The following is a 20337-nucleotide window of genomic DNA, read 5'->3' as shown; positions in this document are numbered from 1 at the left end:
AAAAAGTCTAAATTAACAAATAACAATGGAGTCACTCTATCAATACGCCTGGTTAGTCCCCGTCTTACCCCTTGTTGGTGCAACTATAGTAGGTATGGGATTAATTTCATTTGGCAAATTTACCAGTAACTTAAGACAATTAAACGCATTTTTCGTAGTATTTCTAACAGGCACATCCATGGTGCTATCTTTTGCGTTGTTATGGAGTCAAATCCAAGGACACGAAACCTACTTACGCACTATAGAATGGGCATCAGCGGGAAACTTTCACCTCACTATGGGTTATACAATTGACCCTTTAAGTGCCCTGATGTTAGTAATTGTCACCACTGTAGCCTTTTTGGTGATGATTTATACAGATGGTTACATGGCTCATGACCCTGGTTACGTGCGTTTTTACGCTTATTTGAGCATTTTTAGCGCTTCGATGCTAGGTTTAGTAGTCAGCCCCAACCTCGTACAGATTTACATCTTTTGGGAATTAGTAGGGATGTGTTCCTACCTCTTGATCGGTTTCTGGTACGATCGTCCTGCAGCAGCTGATGCTTGTCAAAAAGCCTTTGTTACTAACCGAGTAGGAGACTTTGGCTTACTCCTCGGGATACTAGGGTTATATTGGGCAACAGGTAGCTTTGAATTTGGTGTAATTGGTGAACGCTTAGAAAGTTTACTCAACTCAGGTGCATTAGCCCCAGGCTTAGCCGCCTTATTGGGTATCTTAATCTTTCTCGGTCCTGTCGCCAAATCAGCCCAATTCCCCCTACAGGTGTGGTTACCCGACGCGATGGAAGGTCCTACCCCTATTTCAGCGTTGATTCACGCCGCGACTATGGTAGCTGCGGGAGTATTTTTAATAGCACGTATGTACCCAGTGCTTGAACATCTACCTTCAGTCATGACTCTAATCGCTTGGACAGGTTGTTTTACCGCCTTTTTAGGAGCAACCATCGCTTTAACCCAAAACGACATCAAAAAAGGTCTAGCCTATTCCACTATTTCCCAACTTGGCTATATGGTGATGGCTATGGGGATTGGAGCTTACAGCGCGGGTTTATTCCACCTGATGACTCACGCTTACTTCAAAGCGATGTTGTTTCTCTGTTCCGGTTCGGTTATCCACGGTATGGAAGCAGTAGTAGGACATAACCCTAACCTAGCCCAAGATATGCGGGTGATGGGGGGTTTACGTAAATTTATGCCCATTACCTGGTTAACTTTCCTCATCGGTAATCTAGCTATCTGTGGTATTCCTCCTTTTGCGGGTTTTTGGTCTAAAGATGAAATCCTCGGTCTAGCTTTTACAGCTAATCCGGTTTTATGGTTAGTAGGTTGGTTAACCGCAGGTATGACGGCTTTTTATATGTTCCGTATGTACTTTTTAACCTTTGAAGGAGAGTTCCGCGGTAACGATCAAGCAGCGCGTCAAGTAGTATTAGGTCAGCCAGCTTTCGGACCTGGAGCGATGAATGTTGCTGAGTTACACGAAGAAGATGAACACTCAGACCATGGACATAGTGAAAGTCCTCACGAATCCCCCCTATCTATGGCTTTACCTTTACTAGTTTTAGCCGTTCCCTCTTTCTTAATCGGTTGGTTGGGTAAACCTTGGGCTAACGTCTTTGAAGAGTTTATTTCAGCCCCAGGAGAAGAAATCGTCGCATCTGCTCACCATTTTGATTCTACCGAATTTATAATTATGGCGGGTAGTTCTGTAGGTATTTCTTTGATTGGTATCAGTATCGCGATTCTGATGTACCTAAGTAAGAAAATAGATCCTGCGGCGATCGCTGCTAAATTCCCCGCACTGTACAACTTATCTCTGCATAAATGGTACTTTGACGATATTTACGATCGCGTTTTTGTGAAAGGATTGCGTCGTTTAGCTAGACAAATCCTCGAAGTTGACTATCGAGTAGTAGATGGTGCGGTTAATCTAACCGGTTTAGCAACTCTAGTCAGTGGTGAAACCTTAAAATACCTCGAAAATGGTCGCGTTCAATTTTACGCTCTCATTGTCTTTGCAGGGGTGTTAGGTTTTGTCTTAGTATTTAGCATAGTCTAATTTAAATCTTAAGGAATTAGGCATAATCCCCTAGTTCCTTCTACAATAAATTGGTGATTTAATCAAAATATCTATGACATCATTTCCCTGGTTAACAACAATTATTTTGTTTCCTATTGTCGCCTCCTTGTTTATACCCTTCATTCCCGACAAGGATGGTAAGACAGTAAAATGGTACGCCCTCATTGTGGGCTTAATCGACTTTATTATCATCGTTTATGCTTTCTATAGCGGTTATGATTTAAGTACTTCAGGACTGCAATTACGAGAAAGCTACGCCTGGATACCCCAATTAGACTTAAACTGGTCTGTAGGGGCAGATGGTTTAGCTATGCCTCTAATTCTACTAACGGGTTTTGTCACTACTTTAGCTATTATGGCGGCTTGGCCGGTGACTTTTAAACCTAAGTTATTTTACTTCCTGATGTTAGCGATGTATGGTGGACAAATCGCCGTATTTGCAGTCCAAGACATCCTACTCTTTTTCTTAGTTTGGGAATTAGAATTAGTCCCTGTTTACTTGATTCTCTCGATTTGGGGTGGGAAAAAACGCCTCTATGCAGCCACTAAATTTATCCTCTACACCGCGGGAGGATCTCTGTTTATTCTGGTAGCTGCTTTAACCATGGCTTTTTACGGGGATACAGTCACATTCGATATGCAGAGTATCGCTGCTAAAGATTACCCCTTGAACCTACAGCTGTGGTTATACGCGGCTTTTTTAATCGCTTATGGCGTCAAATTGCCTATTTTCCCTCTCCATACTTGGTTACCTGATGCTCACGGTGAAGCTACTGCACCTGCTCATATGTTACTAGCGGGAATCCTTCTCAAAATGGGGGGTTACGCTCTTCTACGTATGAACGTTGGGATGTTACCTGACGCTCACGCCGTTTTTGCTCCTGTGTTAGTAATTTTAGGGGTAGTCAATATTATCTACGCGGCTTTGACTTCTTTCGCACAACGGAATCTCAAGCGCAAGATTGCCTATTCTTCTATCTCCCACATGGGTTTTGTCTTAATCGGTTTAGGTTCTTTTACCGAGTTGGGAACTAGTGGCGCTATGTTACAAATGATTTCCCATGGTTTAATCGGTGCTAGTCTCTTCTTTATGGTGGGAGCAACCTACGATCGCACTCATACCCTGATGTTGGATGAAATGGGGGGAGTAGGTCAAAAAATGAAAAAAGTCTTCGCTATGTGGACTACTTGCTCTCTGGCTTCCCTGGCTTTACCTGGTATGAGTGGTTTTGTCGCAGAATTAATGGTTTTCGTGGGTTTTGCTACTAGTGATGCTTATAATCCGGTTTTCAAGGTAATTATTGTCTTTCTCGCCGCTGTTGGGGTGATCTTAACTCCTATCTACCTCTTGTCTATGTTGCGAGAAATGCTCTATGGTCCTGAAAACAAGGAATTAGTCTCACATCAAGAGTTAGTAGATGCTGAGCCTAGAGAAGTCTTTATCATCGCTAGTTTGTTAGTACCTATTATTGGTATTGGGTTATATCCTAAAATCGTTACCCAAATCTACGATGCGACTATCACTCAATTGACTCTAAGAGCGCGTAATTCTGTACCTAGTATCACACAAGCAGTTGCCGTTAAACCTGGTCAACAATTATTCTCCTTAGAATCAGCTCCAGAAATTAAAACTATCAAGTAAGGTGAGTTAGGAATGAGCGAATGAGCGAATGGGAGAAAAATAATTAATTCTTCATTCTTCCCACACTCCCCCCTCTCTTACCTATAGATTGGCGCAAACAAAGCTGAAAATTTTTAGGTTTATTTAATCCTGTTACCTTAGCGTGATATGATAGCACGTGGTTTGTTTAGGATTGTTTCTGATTCTAGACAAAAATTTCTTTCCTAACCTCTAGTTTCCATCTAACCGTGTCTGACTCACCCGAATCAAATAAGCAAAACCCCATAGAAGAGTACTATCAGCTACAAAGAACCCTGCTGTTAGTTACCCTGATCTTAACTGGAGTAATTTTTCTAGCCGTTTGGCTAACTTATACTCTGGGGATAGCCCTAAACTATCTTTTGGGAGCTTGTGTAGGCTTAGTTTATCTAAGGATGTTAGGCAAAGATATAGAAGGATTAGGAGGAGGGAAAAGGCGTCTGAGTTCAACTCGTCTGGCGTTAGTTGCCGCTTTATTAATCGTAGCTTCCCAATGGGGACAATTACAAATAATGCCCGTATTTTTGGGATTTTTAACCTATAAAGCAGCAATTATCGTGTATGTAATTCAAACAACCTTGACGCCAGAACAGAAATAGCGCAATCTTTGGGAAAAGATGACCAAATGCAAATAATAGACAGTTTAAGTATGTTCAACGCTTTTCCCCTGGCTTCCCTAGAAGTAGGTAAGCACTTTTATTGGGAGATTGGGAATTTCAAATTACATGGACAGGTGTTTCTGAGTTCTTGGTTCGTGATTGCTATCTTGTTGATCGCTTCCATTCTAGCCACAAGAAACATCCAAAAGATTCCTACAGGTATTCAAAACTTTATGGAATATGTCCTAGAATTTATTCGCAGTTTGGTCAAAGATCAAATCGGGGAAAAAGAATATCGTCCTTGGGTTCCATTTATTGGTACTTTATTCTTGTTTATCTTTGTGTCAAACTGGTCAGGTGCACTAGTTCCCTGGAAACTTATCGAAATTCCTAATAGTGAACTAGCCGCACCAACTAACGACATAAATACAACAGTAGCACTAGCCTTACTAACTTCTCTAGCTTATTTTTATGCAGGAATTAGTAAAAAAGGACTAGGCTACTTCGCGGGGTATTTAGAACCTACCCCAATTTTAGCCCCTTTCAAGGTGTTAGAAGACTTCACTAGACCCTTATCACTAAGCTTTCGTCTCTTCGGAAATATCCTAGCTGACGAATTAGTAGTAGCGGTTTTAGTCGCACTAGTACCCTTGTTTGTACCCTTACCCCTGATGATTTTGGGGTTATTTTTGAGTTCAATTCAGGCGTTGATTTTCGCTACCCTAGCTGCTTCATACATCCATGAAGCATTAGAAGAACACGGCGAAGAGCACGAATGATTTATTAACTCAAAGTTACCGTTCTCTGGTTTAATCTATTTAGTTGACGTTCATTTTTGATACATAAAGGAAAAAAAACTCATGGATCCATTAGTCGCATCTGCATCCGTTTTAGCTGCTGCTCTAGCTGTTGGTTTAAGTGCAATCGGACCAGGACTAGGTCAAGGTAAAGCAGCAGGTCAAGCAGTAGAAGGTATTGCTCGTCAACCTGAAGCTGAAGGCAAAATCCGCGGTACTCTACTATTAAGCTTAGCCTTCATGGAAGCTCTCACCATTTACGGTCTAGTTGTAGCTCTAGTATTACTATTTGCTAACCCCTTTTCCTAATTAAGTTAAACACCAGCCTAGACTAATCCCTGTCTAGGCATCTATCTCACCTAAAGTTGATAAGCTGTCGAGTCAAACTTGAAAAATGACACAATGGACAATATTACTAGCCACTGAAGCAGTAGAAAAAAGTGCTGAAGGCGGGTTGTTTGATCTCAATGCAACTCTACCCTTAATGGCGCTACAGTTTCTCCTGTTAGTAGCGATTTTAAACGTGGTTTTGTATAAACCACTAGGTAAAGCTCTAGATGATAGAGCGCAGTACATTCGCAATCAATTAGGGCAAGCTCAAGAAAGGAAAGAAAAAGCCGAAGGTATAGCCCTACAATACGAGCAAGAATTAAAAGACGTTCGACGCCAATCCCAAGAAATTATCGCAACTGCTCAAGCTGAAGCCGAGAAAATCGTAACAGCCGAAATCCAAAAAGCCCAACAAGAGGTACAACAGGAAAAAGAAGCCGCGGCTCAAACAATCGAAGCCCAAAAATCTCAAGCCTTAGCCTCTTTAGAGCAACAAGTTGATGAGTTAACTCGTCAAATGATTGCTAAACTTTTAGGTCCAGAATTAGTCAAATAGCATAATTGAAAAGAGGGATAATGGGGACGTTTTTTTATCTAGCTAACGAAGGCTTTGGACTGAATTTAGACATCTTAGATACTAACTTAGTTAATCTCGGTATCTTGATAGGCTTATTGCTCTTTTATGGGCGAAAATTCCTTACTCAGTTGCTAACAGACAGAAGAAGCAAAATAGAAGCAGAGATTCAACAAGCAGAGCAAAAAGCAAAAGATGCGGCAGCAGCCTTAGCAGAAGCCCAACAAAAACTAGCTCAAGCTCAAACTGAAGCCGAAAAAATACATCAAAACGCTCTGTCTAGAGCTCAAGAAGTTAAAGAATCAATCCTAGCACAAGGGAAAGAAGAAGTAGCCAGACTGCAAGCAACAGCAAGTCAGGAATTGAGCACAGAAACAGATAAAGTAATCGCCGAGATTAAAGCCGAGATAGTATCTTTAGCTCTAGCCAAAGCAGAAACAAAACTAAAAGGAAATCTAGATAGTTCAGTGCAAGAAAAACTAACTGATCGATCGATAGCTCAACTAGGAGGTCGTTAATGAGTGGTAAAGTAAGCTCCCAAGTAATTGACCCCTACGCAGAAGCTTTGATGTCTCTAGGGAAAGAAAGAAATCTGACCGTAGAATTCAGCGAATCATTACGGGAACTCGCCTCATTATGGGAAAATTCACCAGAATTGAGTAGTTTTCTAGAAAGTCCCTTAATCAAAGCTGAAGGCAAAAAAGCAGTCTTAGGGCAAATACTCGGAGATAGTAATGTTTATCTGAAAAACTTTATGATGTTGCTAGTAGATCGCGGCAGAATAATGTTTTTAGATAAAATAGCTGAAAAATATCTAGAATTATTCCGCAAACTCAATAATGTAGTTCTTGCGGAGGTGACCTCAGCAACAACCATGAGTGAAGGTCAATTGCAAGCAGTAAAAGATAAAATAACCAGCTTATCAGGTGCAACAGCAGTAGAAGTAAAAACCACTGTAGAGCCAGATTTAATTGGTGGGGTCATCATTAAGGTAGGGTCTCAAGTGTACGATACTAGCATACGAGGACAATTACGTCGTCTCGCCTTGAATCTAAGTAAGGGATAATTTTAGGTAAAAGCAGAAGGGAAAAAGCAAGATGATTAGTATTAGACCAGACGAAATTAGTAACATTATCCGTCAGCAGATCGAATCATACGATCAACAAGTTCAAGTAACCAATGTAGGGACAGTACTACAGGTTGGAGACGGAACAGCACGTGTCTATGGCTTAGATAAAGTTATGGCGGGTGAATTAGTAGAATTTGAAGAAGGAACAGTAGGAGTAGCCCTCAACCTAGAACAGGATAACGTGGGTGTGGTACTGATGGGAAATGGAGTAACCATTCAAGAAGGCAGTTCAGTAAAAGCCACAGGCAGAATCGCTGAAATCCCCGTAGGAGAAGCATTAATAGGCAGGGTAGTAGATTCTCTAGGACGTCCCCTCGACGGTAAAGGAGAAATAAATACAGGAGAAACCCGCCTACTAGAATCTATGGCCCCTGGTATCGTAGATAGAAAGTCAGTATGTGAACCAATGCAAACAGGAATTACCGCGATTGATGCGATGATTCCTATCGGCAGAGGTCAACGAGAGTTGATTATTGGTGACCGTCAAACGGGAAAAACAGCGATCGCCGTAGATACAATCATTAACCAAAAATCAGAAGATGTAATCTGTGTTTACGTAGCCATCGGTCAAAAAGCCTCCACAGTAGCTCAAGTAATCGGGACTTTAGAAGAAAAAGGGGCAATGGCTTATACAGTAGTAGTAGCAGCTAACGCCAACGATCCCGCTACCCTGCAATATCTAGCCCCCTACGCGGGAGCAGCGATCGCCGAGTACTTCATGTACAAAGGTAAAGCAACCCTGATCATCTATGATGATTTATCCAAACAAGCTCAAGCTTACCGACAAATGTCACTGTTGCTACGTCGTCCCCCAGGACGTGAAGCCTACCCTGGAGACGTATTCTACCTTCACTCTCGCTTATTAGAAAGAGCAGCTAAACTCAACGATGCTCTCGGTGGTGGTAGCATGACAGCATTACCTATTATCGAAACCCAAGCAGGTGACGTATCCGCTTATATCCCCACTAACGTGATTTCCATCACCGATGGTCAGATCTTCCTCTCTTCTGACTTGTTTAACGCGGGCTTACGTCCAGCCATTAACGCGGGTATCTCTGTATCTCGTGTAGGTTCAGCAGCTCAAACCAAAGCGATGAAACAAGTAGCAGGTAAACTTAAACTAGAATTAGCTCAATTCGACGAACTAGAAGCATTTTCTCAGTTTGCTTCAGATTTAGATCAAGCTACTCAAGCACAACTAGCTAAAGGTCAACGTCTGCGTCAATTACTCAAACAACCTCAAAACTCACCTCTAGCACTATGGGAACAAGTAGTAGTTACCTACGCAGGTATTAAAGACCTACTCAAAGAAATTCCCGTAGAACAAGTGACAGCATTTACTCAAGGATTAAGAGAGTACATCAAAACCAGTAAACCTGAGTTAGCCGAAACTATTCAAACTGGACAAAAAATGAGTGAGGAAACTGAAAAACTCCTCGAAACCACCATCGCTGAATTTACCCAGACTTTTGCAGGTGCAAAAGCTTAAAACACAGGGGGATTGTGTTAAGCAATCCCTATCTTTTGTCCAGATATATTGAGCTTGTCAAAAAATGTCTAACCTCAAAGCTATTCGCGATCGCATTCAATCAGTCAAAAATACCAAAAAAATTACCGAAGCTATGCGCCTCGTAGCAGCAGCTAAGGTACGTCGCGCCCAAGAACAAGTTATCGCCACTAGACCCTTTGCCGATACCCTAGCCCAAGTTCTCTACGGGTTACAAACTCGTTTGAGTCTAGAAGATGTTGACTTACCCCTGTTAAAAGAAAGAGAAGTTAACAAAGTAGCCCTACTGGTAATTTCTAGTGATAGAGGTCTCTGTGGAGGTTATAATGTTAACGTGATCAGAAGGGCTGAACAAAGAGCTAAAGAATTAGAAGCATCAGGAGTAGAATACGAGTTCGTAATCGTAGGACGTAAAGCCAAACAATACCTAGAACGTCGTAATTACCCTATTAACCAAAGCTATTCTAGCTTAGAACAAATTCCCACGGCTTCAGAAGCGGCTCAAATTTCTGATCACCTACTCTCTCTCTTCCTCTCTTTTGCAGTAGATAGAGTCGAGTTGATTTATACTCGCTTCGTCTCTCTGATTAGTTCTCGCCCCGTGATTCAAACACTTTTACCTCTAACTACTCAAGGATTAGAAGTTAAAGACGATGAAATCTTTCGCTTAACTACTCGTCAGGGTGAACTAGATGTAACTAGAGAAACTTACGCAGCTCAAGTAAAGGTTTTCCCTAAAGATATGATCTTTGAACAAGATCCAGTACAGATTCTAGATGCACTCTTACCTCTGTATTTGAATAATCAACTTTTAAGAGCGTTACAAGAATCAGCAGCAAGTGAACTAGCAGCGAGAATGACCGCGATGAGTAGCGCTTCTGATAACGCTTCGGATTTGGTGAAAACTTTGACTCTATCCTATAATAAAGCTAGACAAGCCTCTATTACCCAACAAATCCTAGAGGTAGTAGCAGGAGCTGAAGCTCTCTAGTTAGGAACATATGCCCCCAAATCGTGTTAGAATCGATCAACAGCAAGCAGAACTAGTTAAATCATTGCTCAGTGAAAGTGGTAATACTGCACCTTTTCAAACTTACGCTGATGTACTAGTTTTTGCTGCTGCCTTGGGGGTAAGATATCAATGGCGGACTCCCATCACTACAACCGCTAAAGAACCAACCCCAATTAATCTCGATATTTTTGTCTCCCGTGGTTATGATTGGCTTATACAATTAATAGCGATCGCCACAACCAATAACCCTAAGATTCTTTCCCTCTACGATAACGAAGCAGAAAACGAACGCTTGCGTATTTTTGAAGAGTATGCTAATGGCGGGTTAATTAAATTACGGGATGAATTAAAAGGATCAGTAGATTATTCCGAAACAATTGCTCTATTGCTTAATCAAGAGAGACATAAACAATCAGAAACCGTAGGAGAGTTTGATTTAACTCGTTTTTTGTAGGTTAACAACGTATATTATGAAATGGTGGCAAAGACTCAAGAAAAACTCTCTAGCACGTTTAGGGGCAATAGTTTTATTATGTTTCTACGCGATCGTCATTGGTGCGGATTTTTTTGCTCCCTATGATCCCTATACTCCTCAAATCGATGGTTCATTATTACCACCTACAAAAATTTTCTGGCGTAACTTTCAACCTCATGTATATCCTACCACCCTCGGTCCTACTAATCTAGAAACAGGAGACAGAGAATTAACCAGAGACTATACACAACCTTCACCAATTCGACTATTCGTTAAAGGAAGAAGCTATAACTTTCTAGGATTAACATTAGATCGCCATTTATTCGGTACAGTAGGATCGGGCTATCTCAATCTTCTCGGTACAGATGAACAAGGTAGAGATCAACTGAGTCGTTTAATCTACGGTGGGAGAATCAGTCTTTTTGTGGGTATTGTTGGTATCACTATTTCTTTTCCCCTCGGTATGTTGATTGGGGGTATCTCTGGTTATTTTGGTGGGGTAGTAGATGCAATTTTAATGCGACTAGCAGAAGTGTTGATGACTATCCCTGGAATCTATTTACTGGTAACTTTAGCTGCGGTATTACCTCCAGATTTGACAAGCACCCAAAGATTTTTACTGATTGTCTTAATTACTTCTTTGATTAGTTGGGCCGGATTAGCTAGAGTTACTCGTGGACAGGTATTAACTATTAAAGAACAAGAATTTGTACAAGCAGCTAGATCTATGGGTGCTAGACCATTATATCTGATTATTCGTCATATTTTGCCTCAAACCGCTAGTTATATGATTATTTCCGCTACTTTAGCTATACCTGGATTTATTATCGCTGAATCAGTTCTGAGTTTAATCGGACTAGGTATTCAACAACCAGATCCAAGTTGGGGAAATTTACTCTCTTTAGGTACTAATGCTTCTATTCTCGTCTTACATCCCTGGTTAATTTGGCCCCCTGCTTTGGTGATTATTCTCACTGTACTTGCTTTTAATCTACTCGGAGACGGTTTGAGAGATGCCTTAGATCCTCGTGATTAATTAGAGTCTAATATTATAATAAAAATAACCGTTTTCTCCAAGAATAATGACTAATCGAGCAAAACAACCCTTTTTTCGTCTTTTAGCCTATACTAAACCTTATAATAAAGTTATTTGGCGCGCTACTATTTGTTCTGTCCTGAATAAAGTTTTTGATCTCGCTCCACCCGCTTTAATTGGTATGGCTGTAGATGTAGTGGTTCAACAAGAACATTCTCTACTAGCTCGATTTGGTATCACTAATGTTGTTCAACAACTACTATTTATCTGTTTTCTCTCTTTGATTATCTGGAGTTTAGAGTCTATCTTTGAATACGCTTATGAGCGATTATGGCGTAATTTAGCACAACAAATCCAAAATGATTTACGTATCCATGCTTATAGTCACTTACAAGAATTAGATTTAGCTTATTTTGAAGAAAGATCTACGGGTGGATTGTTAGCGATTCTTAATGATGATATTAACCAGTTAGAAAGATTTTTAGATATCGGTGCTAATGAGATTTTACAAGTATTGACAACAGTAGTAGTCATTAGTCTGGCTTTTTTTGTGATTACTCCTGATACCGCTTGGATGGCGATGTTGCCAATACCTCTAATTTTCTGGGGATCTTTGGCTTTTCAAAAGTTATTAGCACCTCGTTACGCTGAAGTTAGAGAGAAGGTAAGTTCTTTAAGTAGTCGTCTCAGTAATAATTTAAGCGGGATTACTACGATTAAAAGTTTTACTACTGAAACTTACGAAATTGAACGACTCACACAAGAAAGCGAAGCTTATAGTGTCAGTAATCGTAGAGCGATCGCCTTGAGTGCTGCTTTTATCCCTTTAATTCGGATTTTCATTTTAATTGGATTTTTGGCTATACTCTTTTTTGGGGGGATAGAAGTAATTGAGGGTAAACTAGCAGTAGGTAGCTATAGTGTCCTAGTTTTTCTGACCCAACGATTATTATGGCCTTTGACTCGTTTAGGACAAACTTTGGATTTATATCAAAGAGCTATGGCTTCTACTAATAGGGTACTAGATTTACTCGATACACCCTTAACGATTCATTCGGGATCTCAATCTTTACCTGTAGAAACTGTCAAAGGGGAAATTAAGTTAATTAATCTGAGTTTTGCTTATCAACCAGGTTTAAAGGTACTAGATAATATCTCTCTAGAAATACCCGCGGGTAAAACTATTGGGATTGTGGGATCTACAGGTTCGGGAAAAAGTACTCTGATTAAACTAATTTTACGACTATACGAAGTTAGTCAGGGACTAATTACTTTAGACGGTTATGATATTCAAGATATTTGTTTAAGAGATTTACGTCGTGCTATTGGGTTGGTTAGTCAGGATATCTATTTATTCCATGGTACAGTACAGGAAAATATCGCCTATGGTAGTCCAGTGGCTAGTTTAGAAGAGATTATCCAAGCTGCTAAAATAGCCGAAGCTCACGAGTTTATTTTACAATTACATAGGGGTTATGATACTATTGTTGGGGAAAGAGGACAAAAACTTTCGGGAGGACAAAGACAGAGAATAGCGATCGCTCGTGCTTTGTTAAAAAATCCCCCTATTCTGATTCTAGATGAAGCAACCTCCGCGGTAGATAATGAAACTGAAGCGGCAATATCTCGTTCTCTAGAAAAGATTACTTGTAATCGAACCACTATAGCGATCGCCCATCGTCTCTCCACTATTCGTCACGCTGACTGGATTTATGTCCTCGAATATGGAAGAATCGTCGAAGAGGGTCATCATGAGTACTTAATCGCTTTAAATGGTATCTATGCTAATCTCTGGAGAGTGCAAACTGGTAGTAGAAGTTCTGTCTTTAAAGCGTAGCGATTCCTTTACCTGCTAACCAACCTGTTGTCCAAGCATTTTGAAAGTTAAAACCTCCTGTCACTCCATCTATATCAAGAATTTCTCCTGCAAAATATAAACCTCGACAGATTTTACTTTCCATGGTTTTAAAATTGATTTCAGGGAGACTAACTCCTCCACAGGTAACAAATTCTTCCTTAAATACTCCTTTTCCTTGAATTTGAAAACGTCCTTGAGTTAATTCTTGACTAAGTTGTTGGATTTTTTGTTTAGATAATTCAGTCCAAGTGGTGGTGGAGGGAATACCTGTTACTTCAATTATACGTTGCCATAATCTTTTAGGTAATTCTAGGGGAGAAAAAGACTGTACCCGTTTTTTAGCTAAAGAGGTTTTTAATTGTAGTAATTTCTCTTTGAGAGATTCGGGATTTTCTGGAGGTAACCAGTTAATAACTACCGACATTTGATAATTATGTTCAGAGAGTATTCTAGCACCCCAAGCGGAGAGTTTTAAAACCGCAGGTCCACTTAAACCCCAATGAGTGATTAAAATTGGTCCTGTTTGAGTGATTTTGCCTTTTTCTGAGTTAAGAGTGATGGTAGCGTTAGTAACGCTTAATCCTGCCAATCCTTGTAAACGTTGATCTTTAATAGTTAAGGTAAACAAAGAGGGTACGGGTGGTTGGATCTGGTGACCGAAATGTTGAGCAAAACGATAACCTGATGGGTTACTTCCCGTAGCAAGTAAGAGGCGATCGCAGTCTATTTGTTTACCGTTATTTAATTCTAAAGTAAAGCGGTTGTTAATGTGCTTAACTACTTTGACACTAGTATTAGTTACTAATTTTACTCCTGCTTTAGTGGCGCTGTTTAGTAAACAATCGATAATGGTTTGTGAGTCATCAGTTACGGGAAAAATTCGCCCATCTGTTTCGGTTTTTAGTTTTACTCCTCTAGCTGTAAACCAAGCTATCGTATCTTGAGGTTGAAAGCGAGTAAATGCGCCTGTCAAGGTTCGACCTCCTCTAGGGTAATATTGTATTAACTCAGCAGGTTGGAAACAGTGATGAGTAACATTACAACGACCTCCCCCAGAGATTTTGACTTTACTTAGTAATTGGCGTCCTGCTTCTAATACTGTTACTTGTAGTTCCTTATTTAGTTCAGCACAATGGATCGCCGCAAAGATACCCGCTGCACCTCCGCCAACTACTATTACTTTCATAATTTGTCTAGGAGTCTATCAATAGCGAAATGTTGATTCATTAGTTCTTGAATACATTGTACCTTGATTGGTTCAGAGACTCTGACCCGACCAAATATACTATCTATTATTTCAACAGTAGTTAAAGTATCTAGATTTACTGATAAAATTGGTATTTCTAAGTCTTCAGCACGACTAAGTACAAAAGGTTGAGGGGCCCCTTGACCTGTGAGAATTAAACAATGAGTAGAACTTTCTAGGGCGGCGAGTTGGACATCAGCGCGATCTGCACCTGTTACTATAGCCATATTTTTCCATTTACGGAAATACTCCATAGCCGAGTTAACATTCATAGCCCCAATCGCCAGACTTTCTACCATTAAATCGAGGCGATCGCTACGACAGAGTACTTCTGCTGCTAATTGTTTTTTGATTTCTCTAACGCTAATACTGCGTAGTAGTTCACTTCTAGGTATTAATCCTAAAATCTCTATCCCTTGTTCTGCTAAAAATGGTTCGATAACTTCACTGACTCTTTCCATTTCCGCAATAGGTATATCGTTGATAATTACCCCTAGGAGAGACTCTCCTAAATCTTGTTTAGCTTTGAGTAAAATATCTACTAAACCTAAACGTCGATAAGCTGCTACTAATAAAACCGATGCTTCGATAAAATTAGCCATTTGGGGTACAGACAGATGGAATACTCCCCCTTCCCAAAGATTTCCAGGTCCTTCGATCATTACTAACTCCCCTGAATTTTGCTCTAGAATACTTTGCATTTGTTCAGGGTAATTAGTGGTATCTTTTTTAGCAACAACATCAGCGACATTTTCCCGAGAGAGAAAGATAACGGGAGGAGAAATAGCTTCTGTTGGTAAGGTTAATTGTTCAGCGATTAAATTAAGATCTGCTTCTTGATCGGCTGTTTTTTCTATACCGATTGGTTTAGCGTAACCGATGGCTAAACCTTGTTGTTTGAGTTGTTCACCTAGACCTAATATTGTAGCTGATTTACCACTATAGGCTTCTGTTGAGGCAACGATTAGATAGTTTTTGGTTTTTTTAAGCTTTTTCATCCACAAAATTTAGTAATTTTCTATAAAAATTACGAGGAAAGTCCACTAGACGAGTCCGATCATAATTTATTATCATATCAATCAGATGGTCAACGAGTTCGGAATTTTCTATAGTCATTTCATAACGAAACTCTGCATCTCTTTCAAATTGTAAAGCGCAGCGAGTGAATTCTGACGGTATAGAAGATACTCCCCAAGAAGCGACAAAAGTAATGTTGTCACCTCCTTCGATTTGACGTTCTCCTTCTAAATTGCCTTGTTGATAAAGACTTATAGCCAAAGGTAATACCCTGTGTTTGTCTTTGGAATAATAAGGCATATACATAATGACATCTGATTTACTAGCTGGTCTAAGTTGTTTAAGATTAGTAGCCATAACTGAAAATTAAAAATGATTATACGATGACTATCCTATCCAATTTAGTTAGCGTTGCACCAATGATGGATCGCAGTGATCGCCATTTTCGTTATTTGGTGCGCTTGATTACTCGCTATACTTTACTATACACAGAAATGATTACTACTGGAGCGATTCTTAATGGCGATCGCTCTAAGCTTTTAGACTATTCTCCCGCAGAAAAACCTTTAGTCTTACAATTAGGAGGAGATAACCCAACAGAATTAGCTGAATGTGCTAGAATTGCTCAAGATTGGGGTTATGATCAAGTAAACCTTAACGTCGGTTGTCCTAGTCCTAGAGTCCAAAAAGGTAATTTTGGTGCTTGTTTAATGTTAGATCCTCCTTTAGTAGCTAAAGCAGTTAGGGAGATGAAACAAGCTGTCACCATTCCCGTAACGGTTAAACATCGTATTGGTGTAGATGATCGCGATAGTTACCAAGATTTAGTTAAATTTGTGCAAATTGTTGCTCAAGAAGGTTGCGATCGCTTGACAATCCACGCGCGTAAAGCTTGGTTAAAGGGTTTAAGTCCTAAAGAAAACCGTACTATTCCTCCTTTACGTTATGATTTAGTCTATCATCTCAAAGAAGAATTTCCCCATTTGTCGATTGAAATTAACGGAGGAATTACCCAATTTTCAGCTATTCAAGAACATTTACAAGCAGTAGATGCTGTCATGATTGGGAGAGCAGTTTATGATAATCCTTATCTTTTAGCTAGGGTAGATGGGGAAATCTACGGTGATAGCTTCTCTATTCCCACCCGTCAACAGGTAGCAGCTGAGATGTTACCCTATATTGAATCCCAACTCCATAGGGGTGTTAGACTTAATTCCATTACGCGTCATTTACTTAATTTATTTACTGGTACACCAGGTAGTAAAGCTTGGAAACGATACATTACCGAAAATGCTCATCTTGAGGGTGCTAATCAAAATGTTATTATCCAAGCTTTAACTTATGTTAGGATTGCTTTAGTAGGTTGAACTTGTCAACCCACCCCAACCACCACCACCAGGGGTTGCGATGACGACAACATCTCCTTGATTGATGGTGATTATAGTTGTACCTACTAATTCTTCTACAGTACCATCTGAGCGCTCTAAGTAGTTATGTCCTGTTAAACCAGGATTACCACCTTCAAGACCAAAAGATGGGATAACACGACGACTAGAAAGAATACCCCCTGTCATTGAGCGTAAGAAGCGGAGACGACGAATTACCCCATTACCACCATTATAAAGCCCTTGACCACCACTATGGGGACGAATGCTAAAACTCTCTACTAGTACAGGAAAACGTAATTCTAACACTTCGGGATCTGTGAGACGAGAATTGGTCATATGGCTGTGTATGGCGTCTGTACCTGCAAAATGAGGTCCTGCTCCTGATCCTCCACAAATGGTCTCATAATATTGATACTGGTCATCTCCAAAGGTAAAATTATTCATTGTTCCCTGAGAAGCTGCCATCGCTTTTAATGCACCATAGAGACAATCGGTAATAATCTGGGAGGTTTCTACATTTCCTGCGACTACAGCTGCGGGATATTGGGGGTTTAACATACTCTGTTCGGGAATAATGATCTCTAGGGGTTCGAGACAACCGCTGTTGAGGGGTATATCATCATTAACTAAGGTTCTAAATACGTAGAGTACGGCTGCTTTACATACTGCTGTTGGTGCATTAAAATTATCTGGTAATTGAGGTGATGTCCCTGTAAAGTCAATTTTAGCGGTGCGATCGCTTTGATTAATCTCTATGTTTACTTTAATTTGCGCACCATTATCTAATTGACAACTAAATTCGCCGTTGTTAAGTTGGGCGATCGCCTTGCGCACACATTCAGCCGCGTTAGCTTGGATATGCTGCATATAAGCTTTAACCATTTCTAACCCATAATGTTGTACTAATTTTTGCAGTTCTTGTACACCTTTTTGATTAGCTGCTATTTGGGCTTGTAAATCGGCGATATTTTGCTTGAGATTGCGTACAGGGTAGGGATGATGGGTTAGAAGCTCTCTTAATTCTTGTTCTTGCCAAATTCCCGCTTTAACTAGTGGGAAATGGTCGATTAATACCCCTTCTTCGGTTATGTTAGTGCTAGTTGGTGGCATAGAACCAGGTGTTATACCACCTATATCAGCGTGATGTCCTCGGGAAGCTACATAAAAATCTGGGGAATTATTCTCTAAAAAAACTGGGGTAATGACGGTGAGATCTGGTAAATGAGTTCCCCCATTATAGGGATTATTGAGTAAGTAAACGTCCCCTGGTTGGAGATGATCTCCTTGAGTTTGGATTAAACTGGAGATACTCTCACTCATTGAACCAAGATGGACGGGTATATGAGGTGCATTAGCGACTAATTGTCCTCTACTATCAAAGATAGCACAAGAAAAGTCTAATCTTTCTTTGATGTTGACTGAATAACTGGTATTTTGTAGGGTAGTCCCCATTTGTTCAGCGATCGCCCGAAAGAGATTATTAAAGATTTCTAACCACACTGGATCAGGTGTAGAGAGATGATTACTAGTTACCTTTAATTGTTGATTATCCTGAGTCTTACCTAAAATTAAATACTGTTGGGGATTGATTTGCGCTTCCCATCCTGGTTCAACCATATTAGTCCCCGTAGCTTCAATAATTAAAGCAGGTCCTGTTATTTCCACTCCTGGTGCTAATTTTTCTCGTAGATAAACTGGGGTATCGTACCAACGGTTAGCGGTATATACTTTTACTATTGTTTCTGGGGTTGAACTTTTGCTCGTTTCTGTATTTAACTCCGAGATAGCTACAGAATCGTTAGGATAGATTAACTCTAGAGATACTGCTTCTACTACTAAGGGTTTATCGGGAATGGTAAAACCGTAACGTTGTTGATATTCTGCTAAAAATTTGGCTTTAGCTGCTGCTAGGCTAGTAAAATTAACTATTAAGGCTGAATCTGTACCCTCGTATTTGAGATGGATTCTGAGGATAGTTTCTCTAGTTTGACTACCACCACCTTGTTGATTTAATTCTGTGGTTGCTTCTGCTAGAAGATTTGCCCAAACTGACTCTAATTCTGGTAAGATTGCAGGAGATAAGGGAGCTTCGATGGTTTTTTCTCGCAATACCCGAATGTCGGCTAACCCAATTCCATAAGCTGAGAGTACTCCCCCATAGGGATGAATGACTATTTCTGGTATTCCTAATGCTGAAGCAATTAAACAAGCGTGTTGTCCTCCTGCTGCCCCAAAACTACAGAGGGTATATTCCGATAAATCATATCCTTTTTCGAGAGAGATTTTTTTGATCGCATTCGCCATTTTAGCTACAGCGATCGCCAAGAATCCTGAAGCTATTTCTTCTTCATTGCGATTATCGCCAATCTCTTCTACAAGTTGTTTAAATTTTTCTTTAACTATAGCTACGTCTAGGGGGGAGTTTCCTTCTTTTCCTAATACCTGTGGAAAAAATTCGGGTTGCAGTTTTCCCACCATTACGTTACAATCAGTAATAGTCAAAGGTCCACCTTTTCCATAAGCTGCAGGACCTGGATTAGCCCCCGCTGAAGCAGGACCTACCCGATAACGTCCTCCTTCATAATAGACTAAAGATCCTCCACCTGCTGCTACGGTGTGAATAGACATCATGGGAGTGCACATACGCACTCCTGCTACCAGGTTTGCTAAACTACGTTCATATTCTCCTGCGTAGTGACCAACGTCTGTGGAAGTTCCCCCCATATCAAAGGTAACTATTTTGTTATAACCCGCTAAAAGACTAGTTTTTACTGCTCCTACTATACCTCCTGCAGGTCCTGAGAGAATACTATCTTTTCCTTGGAAGTTTTTAGCTGCTACTAAACCTCCATTAGACTGCATAAATAACAGTTTATCTTCTGTATCTTTGCCTAAATTACTGATAAACTGGTCAATGTAACGTTGTAAAATTGGTGAGAGATAAGCATCGACTACGGTAGTGTCTCCTCTGGTGACTAGTTTAATAAGAGGACTAACTTTGTGTGAGACTGATACTTGAGTAAAATTGAGTTGACGGGCGATCGCTGCGATGATTTCTTCGTGTTGACTATAACGATAAGCGTGTAGTAAGACTATGGCGCAACTTCTGAACCCTTCTTGATAAGCTAAGGTTAAATCTTTGCTTATTTGTTCTCGATTAACAGGTATTAATTCTTCTCCTGTAGCGCTGTAGCGTTCTTCTACTTCAATAACCTTACTGTAGAGCATTTCTGGTAAGATTATTTCTCGGGCGAATAAATCGGGGCGATTCTGGTAAGCTATCCGTAAAGCATCTTTAAACCCTTTGGTGATAACTAATACCGTTGCTTCTCCTTTTTTTTCTAATAAAGCATTAGTAGCTACAGTTGTCCCCATTTTAATCTCGGCGATCGCTTCAGAGGGTATAGTTTCTGTGGGAGATATCCCTAGGATACGTCTAATTCCCTCTTGGGGTGCGTCTGAATATTGTTGGGGGTTTTCTGAGAGGAGTTTTTTGACGATTATTTTACCATCGGGACTTTTAGCGACAATATCTGTAAAAGTACCACCGCGATCTATCCAAAATTCCCAACCTGTAGTCATAATTTTTGAGAAAAATAATTTAAATTATATTCTTAATTGTATCC

18 protein-coding genes are annotated in these 20337 nt (G+C 40.2%); 14 read left to right on the top strand and 4 right to left on the bottom strand.

The genetic code is table 11. The features are described 5' to 3' along the window. Positions 1 to 25: 25 nt before the first annotated feature. From EA365_03590 to EA365_03530, 13 genes are all read left to right on the top strand, one after another. On the top strand, positions 26 to 2062 hold the full coding sequence (locus EA365_03590; GenBank protein ID TVQ47564.1) for an NADH-quinone oxidoreductase subunit L: 2037 nt from the start codon (positions 26 to 28) through the stop codon (positions 2060 to 2062). A 67-nt stretch (positions 2063 to 2129) separates the two neighbouring features. After that, positions 2130 to 3725 (top strand): NADH-quinone oxidoreductase subunit M, encoded by a 1596-nt coding sequence (locus EA365_03585; protein TVQ47563.1) that lies wholly within the window; start codon positions 2130 to 2132, stop codon positions 3723 to 3725. A 194-nt stretch (positions 3726 to 3919) separates the two neighbouring features. Further along, a complete protein-coding gene (locus EA365_03580; protein TVQ47562.1) occupies positions 3920 to 4342 on the top strand; it encodes an ATP synthase subunit I in 423 nt (140 codons plus the stop codon). Between the two features lie 32 nt (positions 4343 to 4374). After that, on the top strand, positions 4375 to 5121 hold the full coding sequence (locus EA365_03575) for a F0F1 ATP synthase subunit A (protein ID TVQ47582.1): 747 nt from the start codon (positions 4375 to 4377) through the stop codon (positions 5119 to 5121). Positions 5122 to 5202: 81 nt separating this feature from the next. After that, a complete protein-coding gene (gene atpE / locus EA365_03570) occupies positions 5203 to 5448 on the top strand; it encodes an ATP synthase F0 subunit C (GenBank protein TVQ47561.1) in 246 nt (81 codons plus the stop codon). Between the two features lie 85 nt (positions 5449 to 5533). Next, entirely contained in the window at positions 5534 to 6025 is a 492-nt protein-coding gene (locus EA365_03565; GenBank protein TVQ47560.1) for a F0F1 ATP synthase subunit B', read from the top strand. A gap of 20 nt (positions 6026 to 6045) precedes the next feature. Continuing rightward, the gene (locus tag EA365_03560) at positions 6046 to 6561 is read left to right on the top strand and encodes a F0F1 ATP synthase subunit B (protein TVQ47559.1); all 516 of its coding nucleotides are present in this window, start codon (positions 6046 to 6048) and stop codon (positions 6559 to 6561) included. Further along, the gene (locus EA365_03555) at positions 6561 to 7109 is read left to right on the top strand and encodes a F0F1 ATP synthase subunit delta (protein TVQ47558.1); all 549 of its coding nucleotides are present in this window, start codon (positions 6561 to 6563) and stop codon (positions 7107 to 7109) included. The genes EA365_03560 and EA365_03555 overlap by 1 nt, the downstream gene beginning before the upstream one ends. Positions 7110 to 7140: 31 nt before the next feature. After that, positions 7141 to 8661, top strand: a complete 1521-nt coding sequence (gene atpA / locus EA365_03550) for a F0F1 ATP synthase subunit alpha (GenBank protein ID TVQ47557.1) — start codon at positions 7141 to 7143, stop codon at positions 8659 to 8661. A 64-nt stretch (positions 8662 to 8725) separates the two neighbouring features. After that, positions 8726 to 9670 (top strand): F0F1 ATP synthase subunit gamma, encoded by a 945-nt coding sequence (locus EA365_03545; GenBank protein ID TVQ47556.1) that lies wholly within the window; start codon positions 8726 to 8728, stop codon positions 9668 to 9670. 10 nt (positions 9671 to 9680) lie between these two features. Further along, positions 9681 to 10145 (top strand): DNA phosphorothioation-associated protein 4, encoded by a 465-nt coding sequence (locus EA365_03540; GenBank protein TVQ47555.1) that lies wholly within the window; start codon positions 9681 to 9683, stop codon positions 10143 to 10145. Between the two features lie 16 nt (positions 10146 to 10161). Beyond that, positions 10162 to 11202, top strand: coding sequence for an ABC transporter permease (locus EA365_03535; GenBank protein ID TVQ47554.1), 1041 nt, complete (start codon positions 10162 to 10164; stop codon positions 11200 to 11202). A gap of 46 nt (positions 11203 to 11248) precedes the next feature. After that, positions 11249 to 13039: an ABC transporter ATP-binding protein gene (locus EA365_03530; protein TVQ47553.1), complete on the top strand. Its 1791-nt coding sequence runs from the start codon at positions 11249 to 11251 to the stop codon at positions 13037 to 13039. Here EA365_03530 and EA365_03525 read toward each other — a convergent pair. From EA365_03525 to EA365_03515, 3 genes are read right to left on the bottom strand one after another with little or no spacing between them, the layout of a single operon-like run. After that, entirely contained in the window at positions 13029 to 14246 is a 1218-nt protein-coding gene (locus tag EA365_03525) for an NAD(P)/FAD-dependent oxidoreductase (GenBank protein ID TVQ47552.1), read from the bottom strand. The two genes, EA365_03530 and EA365_03525, sit on opposite strands and share 11 nt — an antisense overlap. Next, positions 14243 to 15304: a phosphotransacetylase family protein gene (locus EA365_03520; protein ID TVQ47551.1), complete on the bottom strand. Its 1062-nt coding sequence runs from the start codon at positions 15302 to 15304 to the stop codon at positions 14243 to 14245. Before EA365_03520 ends, EA365_03525 begins: the two co-directional genes overlap by 4 nt. Continuing rightward, the gene (locus EA365_03515) at positions 15291 to 15680 is read right to left on the bottom strand and encodes a hypothetical protein (protein TVQ47550.1); all 390 of its coding nucleotides are present in this window, start codon (positions 15678 to 15680) and stop codon (positions 15291 to 15293) included. The genes EA365_03520 and EA365_03515 overlap by 14 nt, the downstream gene beginning before the upstream one ends. 26 nt (positions 15681 to 15706) lie before the next feature. Between EA365_03515 and dusA the strand changes: the two genes are divergently transcribed. Then, positions 15707 to 16690, top strand: coding sequence for a tRNA dihydrouridine(20/20a) synthase DusA (gene dusA / locus EA365_03510; GenBank protein TVQ47549.1), 984 nt, complete (start codon positions 15707 to 15709; stop codon positions 16688 to 16690). On the opposite strand, the gene EA365_03505 is transcribed toward dusA, so the two are convergent. Beyond that, positions 16679 to 20293, bottom strand: a complete 3615-nt coding sequence (locus tag EA365_03505) for a 5-oxoprolinase (protein TVQ47548.1) — start codon at positions 20291 to 20293, stop codon at positions 16679 to 16681. The two genes, dusA and EA365_03505, sit on opposite strands and share 12 nt — an antisense overlap. Between the last annotated feature and the right edge of the window lie 44 nt (positions 20294 to 20337).

Origin of the sequence: Gloeocapsa sp. DLM2.Bin57, from assembly GCA_007693955.1 — a bacterium.
Classification (GTDB): Bacteria; Cyanobacteriota; Cyanobacteriia; order Cyanobacteriales; family Gloeocapsaceae; genus Gloeocapsa.
This window is presented reverse-complemented; position numbering and strand designations above follow the sequence as displayed.

Bases quoted from the DNA above. Each gene is read 5' to 3' on its own strand.
- EA365_03590 (TVQ47564.1), top strand. From the start codon at position 26: ATGGAGTCACTCTATCAATACGCCTGGTTAGTCCCCGTCTTACCCCTT.
- atpE (TVQ47561.1), top strand. From the start codon at position 5,203: ATGGATCCATTAGTCGCATCTGCATCCGTTTTAGCTGCTGCTCTAGCT.
- EA365_03565 (TVQ47560.1), top strand. From the start codon at position 5,534: ATGACACAATGGACAATATTACTAGCCACTGAAGCAGTAGAAAAAAGT.
- EA365_03560 (TVQ47559.1), top strand. From the start codon at position 6,046: ATGGGGACGTTTTTTTATCTAGCTAACGAAGGCTTTGGACTGAATTTA.
- EA365_03555 (TVQ47558.1), top strand. From the start codon at position 6,561: ATGAGTGGTAAAGTAAGCTCCCAAGTAATTGACCCCTACGCAGAAGCT.
- atpA (TVQ47557.1), top strand. From the start codon at position 7,141: ATGATTAGTATTAGACCAGACGAAATTAGTAACATTATCCGTCAGCAG.
- EA365_03545 (TVQ47556.1), top strand. From the start codon at position 8,726: ATGTCTAACCTCAAAGCTATTCGCGATCGCATTCAATCAGTCAAAAAT.
- EA365_03540 (TVQ47555.1), top strand. From the start codon at position 9,681: ATGCCCCCAAATCGTGTTAGAATCGATCAACAGCAAGCAGAACTAGTT.
- EA365_03535 (TVQ47554.1), top strand. From the start codon at position 10,162: ATGAAATGGTGGCAAAGACTCAAGAAAAACTCTCTAGCACGTTTAGGG.
- EA365_03530 (TVQ47553.1), top strand. From the start codon at position 11,249: ATGACTAATCGAGCAAAACAACCCTTTTTTCGTCTTTTAGCCTATACT.
- EA365_03525 (TVQ47552.1), bottom strand. From the start codon at position 14,246: ATGAAAGTAATAGTAGTTGGCGGAGGTGCAGCGGGTATCTTTGCGGCG.
- EA365_03520 (TVQ47551.1), bottom strand. From the start codon at position 15,304: ATGAAAAAGCTTAAAAAAACCAAAAACTATCTAATCGTTGCCTCAACA.
- EA365_03515 (TVQ47550.1), bottom strand. From the start codon at position 15,680: ATGGCTACTAATCTTAAACAACTTAGACCAGCTAGTAAATCAGATGTC.
- dusA (TVQ47549.1), top strand. From the start codon at position 15,707: ATGACTATCCTATCCAATTTAGTTAGCGTTGCACCAATGATGGATCGC.
- EA365_03505 (TVQ47548.1), bottom strand. From the start codon at position 20,293: ATGACTACAGGTTGGGAATTTTGGATAGATCGCGGTGGTACTTTTACA.